This window comes from Rhizobium sp. PAMB 3174 (assembly GCF_052908375.1).
This window is the reverse complement of record NZ_CM128608.1, coordinates 1,556,110-1,573,540: the sequence shown is the minus strand read 5'-3', so window position 1 is coordinate 1,573,540 and position 17,431 is coordinate 1,556,110. Positions and strand designations below refer to the sequence as shown.

The following is a 17,431-nucleotide window of genomic DNA, read 5'->3' as shown; positions in this document are numbered from 1 at the left end:
GCCTCAGAGCGCCAGGAAGTAGATCAGCGCGCCGCTGATCGCGGTCAACGCGAGGATCGACAGACAGCCTGCTGCCAGAACCCGTCCGCCGGAGGCGAAAACGGAACGGATGTCGACGGAAAGACCCAGCGCAGCCATCGACAGGATCGTCAGAAGCGTTGCGACCTCGCTCATCGGCGCGATGCTCCAATGCGGCAGCGCATCGGCGGTGCGCAGCATCATCATGGCAAAGAAGCCGACGATGAACCAGGGAACGAGGTGGTGGATCTTAAGCGAGCCGGTGGTCCTTGTCCCGCTGCTCAGACCAAGCACAAGAATGACAGGTCCGAGCATGAGCACGCGCATCAGCTTGACGACGGTACCAAGCTGCACGCTGATCGCGCCGACCGGCACGGTGGCGGCCAGCACCTGCGGCACGGCGTAGACCGTCATGCCGGCGAGAATGCCATAGCTGTGCTGGCCGATATCGAAGACCCTGGCGCCGAGCGGCAGCAGAAGCACGACCGCAATCCCGAGCGCTGCGGTGAAGGCGATCGATGCAGCGACGTCGTCGGATTCGGCTTCGATGACCGGGGCCGCCGCGACGATCGCCGAATTGCCGCAGATGGAATTGCCGCAGGCGACAAGAAGCGCCAGCTGCCGGTGAAGGCCGAGCGATCGCCCGATCGCGTAGCTGACCATGATGGCCACAACCACCACACCGGCAACGACCGCGACCAGCAGGCCGCCCATTCCGGTGATGACCGAAAGGCTGAGAGACGCGCCGAGAAAGACGATTGCCAGCTCCAGCAACGTCTTGGCTGAAAACTGGACCCCGCGATGGAAACGCGGATGGAGGCCGGCGAGGCTGTGATAGGCCGTCCCGAGCAGGATGGCAAAGACGAGGGCGTCGATGAAGCGTTCACCCGTGAGGTGAACCTCGAGCCATTCCGCGCCATAGGATATCCCGGCGATGGCTACGCAGAGCAGAATTCCCGGAAGAACGTCCTTGGCAAATTGAATGTGCTTCATGTCGACCTCGCTAATGTGGCCTGACATTGGCATTGAAATTCATTCAGAAAAATCGAATAATAATGCATGTTTCATGCACTTGGATTTCATGAACTATGACATTCGAACAACTGTCCATCTTCGTCGCGGTCGCGGAACGCCAGCACGTGACCAAGGCCGCCGACGCGCTCGGCCTGACCCCGTCCGCCGTCAGCGCCGCGATCAAGACACTGGAAAACTTCTATAATGTCAGCCTGTTCGACCGCGTCGGGCGGGGCATCCGCCTGACGAGGGCCGGTGTGATCTTCCTTCAGGAGGCACGCGATACGCTGGCCCGCGCCAAGGCGGCCTCGCTGGTCCTGAGCGAACTTGGCGGCTTGAAGCGCGGCGCGCTGGAGGTCCAGGCCAGCCAGACGGTCGCCAGCTACTGGCTCCCGCCGCGGCTGATGCGCTTTCACGAACGCTATCCGGACATCGACATTCAGCTGCATGTCGGAAACACGGACACCGTCAGCCGGGCGATTCGCGATGGTGCCGCCGACATGGGCTTCATCGAAGGGGAAATCGATGAGCCGGCACTGAGCAAGATCATGGTCGGCAGCGACGAGATCGGCATCATCGTCGATGCCTCGAACCCGCTGGCAGATATGCCGCGCAAGGAGATGCTTGAGGAATTGACGAGGACCCGCTGGATCATGCGTGAAAAGGGGTCCGGCACCCGATCCGTCTTCGAAAGCGCGATCGCCACCCTCGGGCTGGACAGCGATCAGATGAGCATTGCCCTGATCTTGCCGTCGAACGAAAGCATCCTCACGGCGCTGATCGGCAGTGCCTGCGCGGCGGCGGTCTCCAAGGCGGCGGCGGAGCCCTTCGTCGCTACCGGCCGCCTGCGGCTCCTGGACCTCCCATTGCCGCCACGCCGGTTCTACGCGCTCTGTCACAAGGAGCGGCATTTGAGCCGCGCTGCGCATGAATTTCTGCACCTCTGCGGCGGAAATCTCGGCTGATCCGGTCACAAAACGCCTTTGCCGGCGGCGGCGCCATGGACGAGAGCCGCCAGACTGCTTTATGTATTGAAAAAACACATCGGGAATACAACCAAATGGTGAACTACATCGAAGCGGCCGGCGCGCCGCTGAAGAACACCGGCGCGATCCGGCTTTATGGCTCCGAGGCTTTCGAAGGAATGCGGGCCGCCTGCCAGCTGACGGCGCGCTGCCTTGATGCGCTCGTGGATGTCGTCAAGCCGGGCGTGACTACCGACGAAATCGACCGTTTCATCCTGGCTTTCGGTCTCGATCACGGCGCCCTGCCCGCGACCCTCAATTACCGCGGCTACACCAAGTCGTCCTGCACCTCGATCAACCACGTCGTCTGCCACGGCATCCCGAACGACAAGCCGCTGCGCGAAGGCGACGTCGTCAACATCGACGTGACGTTCATCCTCAACGGTTGGCATGGCGATGCGAGCCGCATGTATCCTGTCGGCGTCATCAAGCGGGCGGCGGAACGTCTCCTCGAGGTGACATATGAATGCCTGATGCTCGGCATTGCCGCCGTCAGGCCGGGCGCGCGCACCGGAGCCATCGGCGAAGCCATCCAGACCTTCGCCGAAGCGGAGCGCTGCTCTGTGGTCCGCGACTTCTGCGGCCATGGCGTCGGCCAGCTTTTCCACGACACGCCGAACATCCTCCATTACGGCCGCGCCAACGAAGGCCCGGAAATCCGCGAAGGCATGATCTTCACCATCGAGCCGATGATCAATCTCGGCCGACCGCATGTGAAGGTATTGGCGGACGGCTGGACGGCCGTCACCCGCGACCGTTCACTGTCGGCGCAATACGAGCATACCGTCGGCGTGACGGCGGATGGATGCGAGATCTTCACCCTGTCGCCGGCGGGCCTCGATCGCCCGGGCCTCGCGTCGAACACCTAGAGGGTCGACATGGCAACACGCTCCAGCCGTTCAGGAAACAATGGGAAAGGCGACGCTCTCCCCGGTTTCGCTGAAGGGCCGGAAGATGCGTTGCCCGACGACGAACGCGGCTTCTTCGCCGAGCAGGCACCCAAACGCGGCGGAATGCCGGCGGGACCGCCAATTGTCGCGGGTCGGGACGCAAAGGCCTCCCATTTCCATGGCCATCGCGAACGCCTGCGCACCCGCTACCGTGAAAACGGCGACGGCGCGCTCGCCGACTATGAATTGCTGGAGCTCTTTCTCTTCCGCCTGATCCCCCGGCGCGACACCAAGCCGATCGCAAAGGCGCTCATCGACCGCTTCGGCTCGCTGGCTGAAGTGTTCGGCGCGCCGCCTGCGCTGCTGCAGGAGGTGAGCGGCGTCGGCGAAACGGTGGCGCTGGACATCAAGCTCGTCGCCAGCATCTCCCAGCGCATGCTTAAGGGCGAGCTGAAAGGCCGACAGGTTCTCGGCTCATGGTCGGCCGTCATCGATTACTGTCACACGGCGATGGCCCATGAAGCCCGCGAGCAATTCCGCATCCTGTTCCTCGACAAGCGCAACGCGCTGATCGCCGACGAGGTGCAGGGTAAGGGCACCGTCGACCACACGCCGGTCTATCCCCGCGAAGTGGTGCGACGCGCGCTGGAACTGTCGGCAACGGCCGTCATCCTCGTGCACAACCATCCCTCCGGCGACCCGACGCCCTCGCGCGCCGACATAGACATGACGCGCATGATCATCGACACGGCCAAGCCGCTCGGCATCACCGTCCATGATCACATCATCATCGGCAAGCAGGGGCATGCGAGCCTGAAGGGCTTGCGGCTGATCTGAACGCCGTCGCCATCAGGCTTCGGTGTCGTAGGCCGCCCTGCCCTCGTAAATCGCGAAGATATCGTCGCGATGGCAGAGTTCGGTGCCCGGTGTCATGGCCGCCGCAGCACCCGCCGCAACCCCGAAGCGGAAGGCCTCTTCCATGGTGCCGCCGTTGGAAAGCATCCACACCAGTGCGCCGACGAAGCTGTCGCCCGCGCCGACCGCCGACTTGACCGGAACGTGAATGGCGGGCACCCGCAGGATGCCGTCCGCACCGGCAAGGATCGCGCCCTCGCGCCCCAGCGTGACCGCGACATATTGCGAACGGCCGTCTCTCACCAGCCGCATCGCCTCTTCGCGCAGGCCCGCCTCGTCGAGCTTTCGGCCTGCCAGCGTCTCCAGCTCACCGAGGCTCGGCTTGACCAGAAAGACCTGGCCCTTCTCAAGCGTCGCGCGCAGCGGCGCGCCGGACGTGTCGAGCACGAAACGGACCCCATTGGCGGCAGCAATATCGGACATCTTCGCATAGGTATCGTCCGGCGCCCCACGCGGAAGCGAGCCGCTGGCAACGATGTAGTCGCCGCGAAACCCGGCCACCGCCGCCATCGCCTTTTCGAGTTCATCTGCGGTGATGTCCGCACCTTCCGGCACGAAGCGATATTCCTGCCCAGTGTCCCTTTCAAAGACCATGAAGGCAATGCGCGTGGAGCCGCTGACATGGACCGTTCTGAGAGTAATCGGCAGTTGCGCCAGGATTTCCTCAAGCAGCGCGCCCGTCGCCCCGCCTGAGAGAATCAGAAGTTCCGGACGCTCGCCAAGCTTGGCGATGACCCGCGCGACATTGACGCCGCCGCCACCGGCATGGCGCTCCTGGAGCGACGTGCGCATCTTGTGCGTCGGCTGCACATGCTGCACCTCGCTGGATATGTCGATGGTGGGGTTGAGGGCGACTGCGAGAATAGTCATGGGTAATCTCCTCCTGCCGATCGGTCCGTCTTCTTCATGCGCATGTCAGATGCAATTGGCGATATCAAGAATGGAGCGGACCACCTCATCCACCGGCCGATCCGCGTCGATGCGAACCCAGTCGTTGTCACCGCCGCCACGCTGCAGCTGGCGTTCCAATACATCGACGGTGGCATCGGACGAGCCGCCCCGGCGCGCGCCGACCCTTTCGCGCAGGCGCTCCGGTTCGATGTCCAGCCAGACACCGCAGAAGGGCACGTTTGCCGCAACCGCGCTTTCGGCAATCCCGGCCCGCATCGCCGGCAGATCGAAGACTGCGTTTGCAAGAACCGCCGCCCCCTCCATAAGTGTGGCCTGACTGCGGGCAAATATCTGCCCATAGACCTGTTCCGAGACCTCCGGGCGATAGGCTTCCGGTAGCAGATGCGTTTCACGCGATACGCCGTGCATCGCCTTGCGAATCGTATCGCTTTCCAGAATGCGGGCACCCGGCGGCGGCCCCAGCCGATCGGCCAGCCGTTCCGCCACGGTGCTCTTGCCGGATCCGCTGAAACCACCGATCGCCAGAAGTCGTGGCGGACGCTCCTCCAGAAGGTCCCGGGCCAGCGCAAGATAGCTGAATGCGACTGCCTCGAGATCAGTCCTGTCGACTGTGCTTTCCTCGAAAGCCGTCGCGGTCACATGAGCGCGGACGGCGGCGCGGAGGGCCATCAGAAACGACAGGAGAGCAAAGCCGTCCTCTTCTCCGCTCAGGTCGAAATAACGGTTGGCGACCAGATTGGCATGGGCAGTCAGGCCGCGATGCCAGAGGTCCATCAACAGGAAGGCGAGATCATAGAGCACGTCGGTCGTGGCGATCCGGTCGTTGAACTCGATGCAATCGAACAGCCGCGGCGCGCCATCAAGCCAGCAGATGTTGCGCAGGTGCAGATCGCCATGGCAGCGCCGGACCTTTCCCGCGACGGCTCGTGCATCGAGATGTCCGGCATGGCGGGAAAGATGTACGCGGAACAGCGCATTGAGGCGCGCGACCTCGTCCGGATCGAAGACCCGGCTGCTGGCAAAGCCCTGCTCGTTGATGTCAAGGACAGCCGCGATATTGGCGGCCCCACCCTCGCCGTGGATGATCTCAGCGCCCCGGTGAAATGCGGCGACAGTCTCGGCGACCCGCTCGACGTGAGCCGTCGTCAACTCGCCAACCTCCGCCATGGCGTCCATGAGCGCGGATTGCTCAAAGCGGCGCATGACGACGACCGCATCGACAAGCTCCCCCTCGCCGCCGAATCCGAGGCTGCCGTCAGCCTGCCGAACGATCCGCTCGATGCCGAGATAAAGCCCCGGCGCGGTGGGCGTGTTGAGCGCGACTTCCTTCTCGCAGGCTGCCAGGCGTTTGCCGACCGTCGAGAAATCGACATAGGGCAACGCCACCGCCCGCTTCAGCTTGAAGACGCGGTCGCGGCCGAGGAATATCCTCGAAATATGCGTCTCGATCTCGTCCGCTTCTGCGCTCCCCGCCGCGCTGCGCAGGAAGTCGGCTACGGCTTTCTGGTCCTCGGTAATCATCCGCGCGCCATCCCTTCATGCCAGAGACCGACAGGATACCGGTCTTTCCTACAGCACACAGGACACCATGGCTTTGACAAGTGTCAAAAGAACAGCAAGCCTCGACGGAGCAACGAGAAAGGGCGGGGATCGCTCCCCGCCCTTCCTGATCGAATACCGCGTTGAAATCAGGCGGCGCTCTCGACGCCCTTGACGAACCAGTCGATGACGGCGAGCTGATCCATGGTCATGACCTCACCGTCCTTGACCTTGAGGTTGCCGTCCTGATCGTAGATCGGGCCCGTGAAGATGTCATAGCTGCCGTCCTTGTAACCGGCCTGAATGTCGTCGGCGAGCTTGCGCACATCCTCCGGAATGACCTCGTTGTACGGCGAAATCACCACGGTGCCTTCCTTCATGCCGTCCCAGGTGTCGGCCGACTTCCACGTGCCTTCGACAATCGCCTTTGCACGCTCGACGTAATACGGACCCCAGATGTCTTCGATGGCGGTCAGGTGCGCCTTCGGTGCGAAGGACGACATGTCGGCGCCCTGGCCAAAGCCGTAAAGGCCCTTCTGCTCGAGGATCTGCAGCGCAGCCGGGCTGTCGGTGTGGGTGGTGACGATATCGCAGCCGAGGTTGATCAGCGTTTCGGTCGCAGCCGCTTCCTTCGGCGGGTCGAACCAGCTGTCGATCATCACGAGCTTGACCTTGGCGTCCGGGTTCTGCTTCTGCGCCGACAGGCAGAAGGAGTTCACGCCGAGCACCACTTCCGGAACCTTGAACGAGCCGAGGTAGCCGAGCGTGCCGGACTTCGACATCTTGCCGGCGATCGTGCCGAGAACGGCGCGGCCTTCATGGAACTTCGAGTTGTAGGTCGAGACGTTATCGGCGCGCTTGAAGCCCGTGCAATGCTCGAACATCACATCCGGGAATTCCTTGGCGACTTCGATGGTCTGGTCCATGTAGCCGTAGGACGTGGTGAAGATCAGCTTGCAGCCCTGCTGCGCCAGGTCGCGGATGACCGGGATGGCGGACGCATCTTCCGGCACGTTTTCGACATAGACCGTCTCGACCTTGTCGCCGAGCGCTTCGTCGACGGCCAGGCGGCCCTTGTTGTGGGCCCAGGTCCAGCCGTAGTCGCCGATCGGGCCGAGGAAGACGAAACCGATCTTGACCTTGTCAGCGGCGAAGGCGGCGCGGCCCAGCAGCGGCAGGGCCGCAGCGGCGCCAGCGGCCTTGAGCATTGTGCGACGATTGATAATTCCCATGGAGGTCTCCTGTTTATGATGTTCAGGTTGAGGGTAGGAAAGGCTTGCCGAGGCAGGCAGGCGCGCTGCCCCCGGCATTCTTGCGGGCGGAAATAACCGCCAGCGCGACAACGGTCATCAGATAGGGCATGGCCGCCCAGAACTGTGACGGAAGGAAGGAGAATCCGGCGGCCTTGGCGTAAAGTTCGAGCGCCATCAGGATGCCGAAGAAGTAGGCGCCGACCAGAAGGCGACCCGTCCGCCAGCCGGCGAAGACGACGAGTGCAAGAGCGATCCAGCCCCTGCCCGCGGTCATCTTCTCCGCCCACATCGGCGTGATCACCATCGAGAAGTAGGCGCCGCCAATGCCGGCCATCGCCCCGCCGAAAGCAATCGCCGCATAGCGCACGCCGATCACCGAATAGCCGATCGAATGCGCCGAATGGTCGTTCTCGCCGACAGCGCGCAGGATGAGCCCGGCGCGCGTCGACTTCAGGAACCAAGCCACCAGCGGCACCATGATCAGCGCGAAATAGACGATCGGCGAATAGCCGAAGATCACCTTGAGGATCGGGTCACGGGCGAGAAAATCCGGAAAGATCGAGCCGAACGGCATGACGATGCGGCCGACGAAGGAAAGTCCGAGCAACGATGACAGGCCAGTGCCGAAAATCGTCAGCGCAAGGCCGGTCGCAACCTGGTTGGAATTCAGTTGCAGCACCAGCACGGCAAACAGCATGGAAGACAGCGCGCCGCCGGCGGCGGCACCGAGCATGCCGATCCATGGATTGAAGGTCATGACCGTGACGCCGAAGCCAGAGATCGCCCCCATCAGCATCATGCCTTCGACGCCGAGATTGAGAACGCCGGATTTTTCGACGACCAGTTCGCCAAGCCCGGCGAGCAGGATGGGTGTCGTCAGACCGACGACGGTGATGATCGCAGCGATGATGAAATCGAGGCTCATGCGTTACTCTCCCGCTGCCGGCACTGGGGCGGCCTTGTGGCTTGGCACGATGCGCACACGGTAGCGCACCAGGATATCACTCGCCAGGATGAAGAACAGCATCATCGCCTGGAAGATGCCCGCCGTCGAATTGGGGATGTGAACGGTTGTCTGTGCCACCTGCCCACCGACATAGGTGACGGCAAGCACGATGCCGGCCAGGAGGCAGCCGATCGGATGCAGCCGGCCGAGGAAGGAGACGATAATGGCGGTGAAGCCGTAACCGGACGGGAAGCCGAGATTGATTGCCTTCAACAGGCCGGCAAATTCCAGCGCGCCGGCAAGCCCCGCCATGCCGCCGCCGATCAGCAGCGTCACCCAGATCGTCTGCTTGGCATCGAACCCGCCGTGGCGAGCCGCCTGCGGCGCACTGCCGACGACGCGGATCTGGAAGCCGAAGACCGACCGGGACATGATCAGCCAGAAGACAAACGGCAGGATGACCGCGATCGCAACGCCGAGATGGATCGTCGTGCCGGGAAACAGGATCGGCAGGGTCTGGTCGGGCTGCAGCGGTGCGGTGGCCGGAAAGTTTCGCCCGTTCGGATCCTTCCACGGGCCACCGACGAGATAGCCCAGCACCTGCAGCGCCACATAGGTGAACATCAGCGTCGACAGGATCTCGTTGACGTTGAACCGGGTGCGCAGGAAGGCCGGTACCGCCGCCCACAGCGTGCCGCCAACGATACCGGCAATGATCATGGCGATCATCACGGGCGCCCCGCCGGCGGTACCAGCAGCAATGCCCATACCGGCGGCGCAGAGCGCGCCGATAATATACTGACCTTCAGCCCCGATGTTCCACACCTGGGCCCGGTTGCCGAGCGACAGGCCGAGCGCGATGATGATCAGCGGCGCGGCCTTCACGGCGACGTCCTGCCACTTGTAGGAGGCGAGCAGCGGCGTCAGGAAGATGTCGATGACCGCCTGCAGGCCGTTGACGCCGATGGCGTCGAAAACGATGACGCCGATGATCATGGTGGCCAGAACGGAGGCGATCGGTGTCACCACCAGCATCAGCCGGCTGGGCTCGGGGCGTTTTTCCAGTTTAATGCGCATGGGCGGGCTCCGCCTTGGTCTGGGTTGCGGATGCGTGGCTCTCGCCGTGAATGCCGCCCATCAGCAATCCGATCTCCTCGATGTCCGCATCGACGACCCGCATCGATTTCGACAGCCGTCCTTCATTGATGACGGCGAGCGTATCGCAGAGCGACAGGAGTTCGTCGAGGTCCTGGCTGATGACGACGATTGCGGAGCCAGCGGCGGCAAGATCGACCAGAGCCTGGTGGATGGCCGCAGCCGCACCCGCATCGACGCCCCATGTCGGCTGGCTGACCACCAGCACGGTCGGCTTCTGCATGATCTCGCGGCCCATGATGTATTTCTGCAGGTTACCGCCCGAAAGCGAACCGGCCATGGAACCGGGACCGAGCGCCTTGACCGAAAAGGATGTGATGACCTCGCCGGCATAGGTCCGCGCGACACCGGAATCGATGAGGCCCATCCGGACCATGCCGAGCCGGTCGCGGGCCGTCAGCACCGCATTGTCGGAGAGCGAGAAATCCGGCACCGCGGCATGACCGTTGCGTTCTTCGGGAACCGTGGCCATGCCGGACAGGCGGCGCTGCTTTGCCGTCATCTTCCCGATCGGCGCGCCGTCGACAGTCACGTGGTCGGCTCCGAGCGACGGGATCTCACCGGAAAGCGCCAGCAACAACTCGTTCTGGCCGTTGCCCGCCACACCGGCAATGCCGAATATCTCGCCGGCCTTGACCGTGAAGGTCACGTCCTTCAGAGACGTACCGAAGGCCTCGGTCGTCGGCACGTCCATCTTGTTGACGATCAGCATGTCCTGACCGAAAGAGCGGTCAGCCGCCTTCTGGATATCCTTCAGCCCGCCGCCGATCATCTTTTCCGCCATCGAGCGCGACGTCTCGACCTTCGGGTCGCAGGTGTCGACCAGCTTGCCGCCGCGCAGGATGGTCGCGGTGTCGCAGAGCGCCTTGATCTCGTGCAGCTTGTGGGAAATGTAGAGGATCGAACAGCCTTCCTTGGCGAGCTGGCGCAGGACCACGAACAATTGCTCGACTTCCTGCGGCGTCAGCACCGAGGTGGGTTCGTCCATGATCAGCAGGCTCGGATTGAGGAGCAGCGCCCGCACGATCTCGATGCGCTGACGCTCGCCGACGGAGAGCGTCGACACGATGCGATGCGGCTCCAGCTTCAGCCCATACTGCTTCATCACCTCGAGGATGCGCGCTTCCAGATCGCGGGCCGGGATCTTCGCATCCATGCCGAGCGCGATGTTTTCCAGAACGGTCATCGCGTCGAACAGCGAGAAGTGCTGGAACACCATGCCGATGCCGAGCTTGCGCGCGGCCTTCGGATTGGAAATCGTCATCGCCTGGCCGTTCCAGCGGATCTGACCCTCGTCCGGCTGCATGATGCCATAGATCATTTTGACCAGCGTCGACTTGCCGGCGCCGTTCTCGCCGAGAAGGGCGTGAATTTCGCCGGGCAGCACCGAAAAGCTCACGTGATCATTCGCGAGAACGCCGGGGAACCGCTTGGTAATTCCCGTCAGTTCAAGGCGAGGTAAAGGCTTGTTTTCCATCGCTGTCCCCTGCTCAACCCCAAGCCGTCGAAGCATATCTCGACTGCGCGCTCATGCGACTGACCGCACCGGCGCCCGGCTCTTTTCGATGTGCTGAATTGCAGGAAATGACCAAACGGATATGTGCCGGTGCCACACTGTCACCGGCCGTATTCGGATGCGCTACCGACGCATGCCGACCTACTGCCAAATCACCCAGTTCCACTCATGTCCCCTTGCATTCTTATAACCGGTAGTTGGTGCCGCTTTTGCAGCGCACACAAGCATATTGTTTCGAGCGGTGCGTTGCAAAAAACGCAACACTGACGTTAGACCGCTTTCGTGTGGTAAGGCAAGGCTTCCATGCGCTCCTTCAAGAGTTGAATGATGGCCTGAACGGCCGCGCTCGGCGCATGCGTGCTGCGGGTGACGAGCGACAATTCCTCGTATGGCATCTGCCGTCCGGAAACCGCGAGAAAGCGCAGCCGATTGTCCTTGAGCTCCTGCATGATGTTGACCGGCCCGAGGAAGGCAATGTGCCGGTGATCGCCGACGAGCAGCTTGAGGAGACTGCTGGAATTGGTGACGAGGCTGGGGATCGCCCGAAAATTGGCCGCTTCGAGCGCCCGGTCGATCAGCTTGCGGGATGCCAGTGTCGCATCCGGCAGGATGTAGGGAAAATCCATGCAGTCGCTCAGATGCACGCTGGACCGTGCCGCCAGCGGATGCTCCGGCGACACGACGATCCCGGCCGGCACCTGGAAGGTCACGAGTTTGCGGATATAAGGAAGGTCCGCGACGTTGAAACATATGGCGATATCGAGTTCGCTCGCCTGCAGCTTCTCGATGATATGCGACGTGCCGCCGATGAAGACGTCGAGCGTGAAGCGAGAGAACTTCTGCTGCACGGTCTCGAACATGTCGCGGGCGAAGTCGCCGGCGAGGCATTCCATCAATCCGACCGCCAGATGGCCACGACGCAGGCCCTGCATCTCCTGAAGCCGGACGCGGGAGCGATCCTGCTCTGCCCGCCAGCGGCGAATGTCGGCGATCAGCACTTCTCCCGCCGACGTCAGGCGAACACCGCGCGGCAGCCGCTCGAAGAGCTTCACGCCATATTCGGCCTCGAGATTGAGAATGCGTCGGTTGAGCGCCGACGGCGACACGTTCAGATGCTCCGCGGCCCGCCGAATGGAGCCGATGCGGGCCACTTCGTCGAAAAGCATGGCGGCGGGAGAAATCAGGGACACCGGGCGCACCTCCGAACGTGCGAACAATTCGCACGATACAAATCAATAGATGCACTTGAAAAGAACATCGATCAAGGCGAGTTTCAGCTCCAATAGAGATGCCAGTAGAGGAGCAAGGACCTTGGCGATAATGTGCGAAGAACTCGACCACGAGGCGCTGCTGCGCCAGGCCATCGACGAATCGGCCAAGGCGAAGGCTGCAGGTGTGCACCCCTTCGCCTCCATCCTGGTCGGACCGGACGGGAAGGTGCTGATGACCCAGCACAACGCCTTCATGCCGGATCACGACATGACGGGCCACGCCGAACGCGTTTTGATGACGCGCGCCTCGACGACGCTGCCGATGGAGCTTCTGAAGGAATGCACCATCTACACATCCGCCGAACCCTGCGCCATGTGCGCTGGCGCCATCTATTGGACCGGTTTGAAGCGCGTCGTCTACGGCCTATCGGAATCCAAGCTGAAGACGATCACCGGAAATCACCCGGAAAACCCGACGTTGGACCTCCCCTGCCGCACGGTCTTTGCCGCCGGACAGAGGGAAGTGGAAGTCATTGGACCAATGCTGGAAGACGAGGCCGCCATCATTCACGAGGGCGTCTGGGGCTGATTTCACCCCGATTTTCGTCGCCTCTTGCGATATAGACTTAATGTTGATATCAACATAAATAACAAGTCTACGGTTTCGTCCGGAGGGGACAATGCAGCAGTCGCCTTATCGTTGGATCATGGTCGCCGCCGGCGGCTTGATGGGCTGCGTGGCAATGGGGACGCTGTTCTCCCTGCCGGTGCTTCTCAACCCGATGACGGTCGCCACCGGCTGGTCGCGGACAGGCATTTCCGGGGCGATGACGATCGCCTTTCTCGCCATGGCCTTCAGCTCGATGATCTGGGGTGCATTGTCCGACCGGTTCGGCGCGCGTCCGGTCGTGCTTGCCGGCGCCGCCATGTTTGCGGCAAGCGTCTGGCTTACGGCACATGCGACATCGCTCCTCGCCTTCCAGCTGACATTCGGCATCCTGATGGGTGGCACGGTGGCGGCCTTCTTCGCGCCGATGATGGCAACCGTCGTCGGCTGGTTCCAGACCGGGCGCGGCCTTGCGGTCTCCCTCGTCTCCGCCGGCATGGGGCTGGCCCCCGTCACCATGTCGCCGCTCGCCGCAAGGCTTGCCGAAACGCGCGACTGGCAGCAGGTGCTGACCATCCTCGCCGCCGTCGTCGCGCTCACCACCATCCCGACGGCGCTGCTGCTCCGCCGTCCGCCTGTCATAACCGCTCCGATGGGCGGAACCGGTGGAGCATCTTTCGATGACCCGAACCCGGCCATGACGGTGCGCGAAGCCGTGACCTCGCTGCAGTTCATCTGTCTGGTGCTGACCAACTTCTTCTGTTGCGCCACCCATTCCGGCCCGATCTTCCATACCGTCAGCTACGCGGAAATCTGCGGCATTTCGGCGATCGCCGCCGTTTCCATCTATTCCGTCGAGGGCATTGCCGGCATGGGCGGACGCATCGGCTTCGGCCTGATGGGCGACCGTTTCGGCGCCAAGCGCATTCTCGTCGCCGGCCTGCTGGCCCAGTCCGTCGGCGCCATGGGCTACTATTTCACCCGCGAACTCTTCCAGTTCTATCTGGTCGCCGCGATCTTCGGCTTCATCTATGCAGGCATCATGCCGCTCTACGCGGTGCTGGTGCGCGAAAATTTCCCGATGAAGATGATGGGCACGATCATGGGCGGCACCGGCATGGCCGGCGGGCTTGGCATGGCGACGGGTCCCGTGCTCGGCGGCTGGATCTACGACACGACCGGCAGCTACGGCCTGATGTACATCACCTGCTCGGTGCTTGGGCTCGGCGCCTTCGCGATCGCCATGACCTTCCGCCCGTTCCCGAGGCCACAGGCAGCGTCGCCGCAGCCGGTCTGATCAGACGTTCGGGGCGTAGGTGGAGGCATCGACCGAGCCTGGCCTGCCCGGCAGGAAAATGTCGCTGACGCGCGGCGCAGAGCGCGCGATCACCTTGCCACCCTTGATCACGGCCAGCCGGTTGGCCTTCAGCCGCAGCGCCTCCTGCTGATCGCGCGCCTGCAGAATCACGAGGTCGGCGTTGCAGCCGTTTGTAAGACCATAGCCTTCCAGCCCCATCGTCTTCGCCGAATTGACGGTGATCGCGTCGAATATCTTCCGCTTGTCCTCGATGCCGGCCATCTGCGCCACATGGATCGCCATGTGCCCGACCTCCAGCATGTCGCCGGAGCCCATGGAATACCAGGGGTCCATCACGCAGTCATGGCCGAAGGAGACGTTGAGCCCGGCCTCCATCAGTTCCTTCACCCGTGTCATGCCGCGCCGCTTCGGATAGGTGTCGTGGCGCCCCTGCAGCATGATGTTGATCAGCGGATTGGGGATGACGTTGATCTGAGCCTCCGCCATCAGCGGGATCAGCTTGGATACGTAGTAGTTGTCCATCGAGTGCATGGAGGTCAGGTGCGATCCCGCCACCCTGCCCTGCAGCCCGAACCGCACCGTCTCCGCCGCCAGCGTCTCGATGTGACGCGACATCGGATCGTCGGTCTCGTCGCAGTGCATGTCGACCGGCAGACCGCGCTCCGCGGCGATCCGGCAGAGCGCCTCGACCGATTGGCGACCCTCATCCATCGTCCGCTCGAAATGCGGAATGCCGCCGACGATGTCGACGCCCATGTCGAGCGCCCGGACGAGCGAAGCGACCCCGTCTTTCGCCCGGTAGTAGCCGTCCTGCGGAAAGGCAACGAGCTGCAGGTCGATATACGGACAGACCTTCTCTTTGACTTCCAGCATCGCTTCGACCGTCACCAGCCGCGGATCGGAGGTATCGACATGGCTGCGGATGAACAGGAGCCCCTGCGAGACGGCAAGGTCGCAATAGCGAAGCGCGCGCTCGACCAGCGCCTCGCGCGTCAGGATCGGCCTCAACTCGCCCCAGAGCGCGATTCCCTCCAGCAGCGTGCCGGACACGTTCATCCGCGGCAGTCCGAGAGACAGCGTCGCGTCCATGTGAAAATGCGGGTCGACGAAAGGCGGCGTCACCAGCCGCCCGGTCGCATCGATCACCTCCGCGCCCTCGACGGAAATGCCGGGTTCGACGGCTGCAATCCTGCCGCCGGCGATGCCAATGTCCACACCAGCGCGGCCGTCGGGAAGGTTGGCGTTCTTGATAATCAGGTCGATCATGGGAGGTCCCGGAAGCAGGAAGACGGAAGGCAAGCGGAGGAGATCATCCGCAGGCGATCCTTTCCAATTCTTCCGGGCCCGTCAAGCGTGGCAGCACCCGGGCGATGGACACTGCCGGTACAAGGACAAATTGCTATTGCAGCGCGGAAACGAAACGTGTATCCCCGCTTCGTTGGTCAAACGGAGTGTAGCGCAGCCTGGTAGCGCATCTGGTTTGGGACCAGAGGGTCGGGAGTTCGAATCTCTCCACTCCGACCAGCCGCCTTGAACGGAATGGAAAGACATTCGGTTCAAACTGTGGAACAATATCATCGGAACCTTCATTCGGAGCGTGTTCGAACCATGTCTGCCAAGATCTACCGTCCCGCCAAGACCGCCATGCAGTCCGGAAAGGCAAAGACGCATCTCTGGGTACTCGAATTCGATCAAAGCGTTGCCCGCAAGATCGATCCGATCATGGGTTACACCTCCTCGTCGGACATGCTGCAGCAGGTCAAGCTGACCTTCGAAACGCAGGAAGAAGCCGAAGCCTACGCCCAGCGCAAGGGTATCGAGTACCGGGTGATCCAGCCCAAGGAAGCGACCCGCAAGGCGCTGTCCTACACGGATAACTTCCGCTACAGCCGCACGCAGCCCTGGACCCACTGAGGTCCCAAAGGCGCATATCGCCATTTGACCGCTTTTCCCGGCAAACGGCCCCTTAGCTCAGCTGGATAGAGCACCGGCCTTCTAAGCCGATGGTCGCAGGTTCGAATCCTGCAGGGGTCGCCATTTGCATTTCCGTTGAAAAAATCAGACGCCCGCCTGCCCCGGCAGGGTCAGAGCATAATAGGTGTAGACAGCGGCGATCCCGAGGATGACGCCGGCGATGATCAGGAGCTTCTGCGTCCTGGGCGACATCGGCCGCTTTTCCTTCGGCTTTTTCGGGCGCTCAAATTTGATGACGTTGTTGTTCATGGCAATTCCAGTTCGGCGATGATGGCGGCGCCGTAAGCAGCTTCTTTCATACAACAAAAAACCCGGCTCGAAAGCCGGGTTCTGTTATGCAGACGCGCATGCGCGGCGATCCGATCAGTTGTTTTCGGACTGCTTGGCGGCGTTCTGGGCGTCTTCGAGTTTCTTGCGGGCCTCTTCGGCCTTCTTCTGCATGCTTTCTTCCAGGCTGCGCTGGGTTTCGGCAAGCTTCGATTCCGACATCGGCTCGCCGTCATAGGCTGCCGTGAAGCCGCCGAGGCTGACCTTGATCGGGTTCGGGGCGCGACGGAAGTTGATCGAGGTGAACACGACCTCGCCGCCCTTCTTCAGCGATGCGATCATCGCGTCGGTCAGCGGGACTTCGGCCGTGCAGCGGTCCGGCAGGCAGACGGCGTAATCGATCTTCTGGCCCTGGCCACCGTCGATCTGCATCTGTACGCCCGGCTGGATCAGGCGGGCGGTCGGAACCGACACCTGCAAGAGCTTGCGGTTGACCTTGCCTTCGATGCTGATCAGCGCGACGGCGGTCAGCATCTGGCCGTTGTTGGCGCGAACGATGTTCTGGACGAGGCAGATGTCGTTGTCTTCCTGCTTGTTGCAGGTCTTGAACCAGCCAAGCGGCGGCTGCCCGGCCGCAGGCGCGTCCTGAGCGGCAACCGGCTGCGCGCCGTAGCCAATGCCCAGCGCAAGCGTTGCTGCAAAGGCCGGAAGAATTTTACGCGCGATTGAGATCATAACGAATTCCATCTCCTGAAATTGAAACGGTGGCGGCTTCCTGCCGACCTTCCGCGTCACGGGTCACATGTGGTGATCACCTGTCTCCCAAATAAGGCAATTGGATGACCCCGGCATTTCCGCCCATCCTGTTACA

The 17,431-nt window shown here is 62.6% G+C and carries 16 protein-coding genes and 2 tRNA genes; 8 read left to right on the top strand and 10 right to left on the bottom strand.

The features are described 5' to 3' along the window. Positions 1-3: 3 nt before the first annotated feature. Entirely contained in the window at positions 4-1,011 is a 1,008-nt protein-coding gene (locus ACU5AY_RS07450; RefSeq protein WP_446828590.1) for a YeiH family protein, read from the bottom strand. 95 nt (positions 1,012-1,106) lie between these two features. On the opposite strand from ACU5AY_RS07450, the gene ACU5AY_RS07445 reads away from it, so the two are divergent. The 3 genes from ACU5AY_RS07445 to radC all read left to right on the top strand — a co-directional run bounded on the left by ACU5AY_RS07445 (position 1,107) and on the right by radC (position 3,784). Beyond that, complete coding sequence (locus ACU5AY_RS07445) at positions 1,107-1,997, top strand: LysR substrate-binding domain-containing protein (RefSeq protein ID WP_446828589.1); 891 nt, start codon at positions 1,107-1,109, stop codon at positions 1,995-1,997. Between the two features lie 95 nt (positions 1,998-2,092). Next, positions 2,093-2,926, top strand: a complete 834-nt coding sequence (gene map / locus ACU5AY_RS07440) for a type I methionyl aminopeptidase (RefSeq protein WP_446828588.1) — start codon at positions 2,093-2,095, stop codon at positions 2,924-2,926. A 9-nt stretch (positions 2,927-2,935) separates the two neighbouring features. Continuing rightward, positions 2,936-3,784, top strand: a complete 849-nt coding sequence (radC, locus tag ACU5AY_RS07435; RefSeq protein ID WP_446828587.1) for a RadC family protein — start codon at positions 2,936-2,938, stop codon at positions 3,782-3,784. 12 nt (positions 3,785-3,796) lie between these two features. Here radC and ACU5AY_RS07430 read toward each other — a convergent pair whose 3' ends face one another. From ACU5AY_RS07430 to ACU5AY_RS07400, 7 genes are all read right to left on the bottom strand, one after another. After that, positions 3,797-4,732, bottom strand: coding sequence for a 1-phosphofructokinase family hexose kinase (locus tag ACU5AY_RS07430; protein WP_446828586.1), 936 nt, complete (start codon positions 4,730-4,732; stop codon positions 3,797-3,799). A gap of 45 nt (positions 4,733-4,777) precedes the next feature. Further along, positions 4,778-6,295 (bottom strand): bifunctional aminoglycoside phosphotransferase/ATP-binding protein, encoded by a 1,518-nt coding sequence (locus ACU5AY_RS07425; RefSeq protein WP_446828585.1) that lies wholly within the window; start codon positions 6,293-6,295, stop codon positions 4,778-4,780. Positions 6,296-6,462: 167 nt separating this feature from the next. After that, entirely contained in the window at positions 6,463-7,545 is a 1,083-nt protein-coding gene (locus ACU5AY_RS07420; RefSeq protein ID WP_446824138.1) for a BMP family ABC transporter substrate-binding protein, read from the bottom strand. Between the two features lie 22 nt (positions 7,546-7,567). Beyond that, positions 7,568-8,491 carry an ABC transporter permease gene (locus tag ACU5AY_RS07415; protein WP_446828584.1) on the bottom strand — a complete coding sequence of 308 codons (924 nt, stop codon included), beginning with the start codon at positions 8,489-8,491 and terminating at the stop codon, positions 7,568-7,570. 3 nt (positions 8,492-8,494) lie between these two features. Beyond that, positions 8,495-9,589 (bottom strand): ABC transporter permease, encoded by a 1,095-nt coding sequence (locus ACU5AY_RS07410; protein WP_446828583.1) that lies wholly within the window; start codon positions 9,587-9,589, stop codon positions 8,495-8,497. Continuing rightward, complete coding sequence (locus ACU5AY_RS07405; protein ID WP_446828582.1) at positions 9,579-11,144, bottom strand: ABC transporter ATP-binding protein; 1,566 nt, start codon at positions 11,142-11,144, stop codon at positions 9,579-9,581. The genes ACU5AY_RS07410 and ACU5AY_RS07405 overlap by 11 nt, the downstream gene beginning before the upstream one ends. A gap of 308 nt (positions 11,145-11,452) precedes the next feature. Continuing rightward, entirely contained in the window at positions 11,453-12,373 is a 921-nt protein-coding gene (locus tag ACU5AY_RS07400; protein ID WP_446828581.1) for a LysR family transcriptional regulator, read from the bottom strand. A 130-nt stretch (positions 12,374-12,503) separates the two neighbouring features. Here ACU5AY_RS07400 and ACU5AY_RS07395 point away from each other — a divergent pair, with 130 nt between their 5' ends. Together ACU5AY_RS07395 and ACU5AY_RS07390 are read left to right on the top strand one after the other, a co-directional pair. Beyond that, a complete protein-coding gene (locus tag ACU5AY_RS07395) occupies positions 12,504-12,983 on the top strand; it encodes a nucleoside deaminase (RefSeq protein WP_446828580.1) in 480 nt (159 codons plus the stop codon). A 91-nt stretch (positions 12,984-13,074) separates the two neighbouring features. Beyond that, a complete protein-coding gene (locus ACU5AY_RS07390) occupies positions 13,075-14,298 on the top strand; it encodes an MFS transporter (RefSeq protein ID WP_446828579.1) in 1,224 nt (407 codons plus the stop codon). Here ACU5AY_RS07390 and ACU5AY_RS07385 read toward each other — a convergent pair whose 3' ends face one another. Continuing rightward, positions 14,299-15,585: an amidohydrolase family protein gene (locus ACU5AY_RS07385; RefSeq protein ID WP_446828578.1), complete on the bottom strand. Its 1,287-nt coding sequence runs from the start codon at positions 15,583-15,585 to the stop codon at positions 14,299-14,301. A gap of 181 nt (positions 15,586-15,766) precedes the next feature. Between ACU5AY_RS07385 and ACU5AY_RS07380 the strand changes: the two genes are divergently transcribed. The 3 genes from ACU5AY_RS07380 to ACU5AY_RS07370 all read left to right on the top strand — a co-directional run bounded on the left by ACU5AY_RS07380 (position 15,767) and on the right by ACU5AY_RS07370 (position 16,356). Further along, positions 15,767-15,843: transfer RNA gene (locus ACU5AY_RS07380), tRNA-Pro, on the top strand. Positions 15,844-15,927: 84 nt separating this feature from the next. Then, positions 15,928-16,233: an ETC complex I subunit gene (locus ACU5AY_RS07375; RefSeq protein ID WP_446824131.1), complete on the top strand. Its 306-nt coding sequence runs from the start codon at positions 15,928-15,930 to the stop codon at positions 16,231-16,233. Between the two features lie 46 nt (positions 16,234-16,279). After that, positions 16,280-16,356: transfer RNA gene (locus ACU5AY_RS07370), tRNA-Arg, on the top strand. 300 nt (positions 16,357-16,656) lie between these two features. Here ACU5AY_RS07370 and ACU5AY_RS07365 read toward each other — a convergent pair. Next, complete coding sequence (locus tag ACU5AY_RS07365; RefSeq protein WP_446824129.1) at positions 16,657-17,295, bottom strand: invasion associated locus B family protein; 639 nt, start codon at positions 17,293-17,295, stop codon at positions 16,657-16,659. Positions 17,296-17,431: the final 136 nt, after the last annotated feature.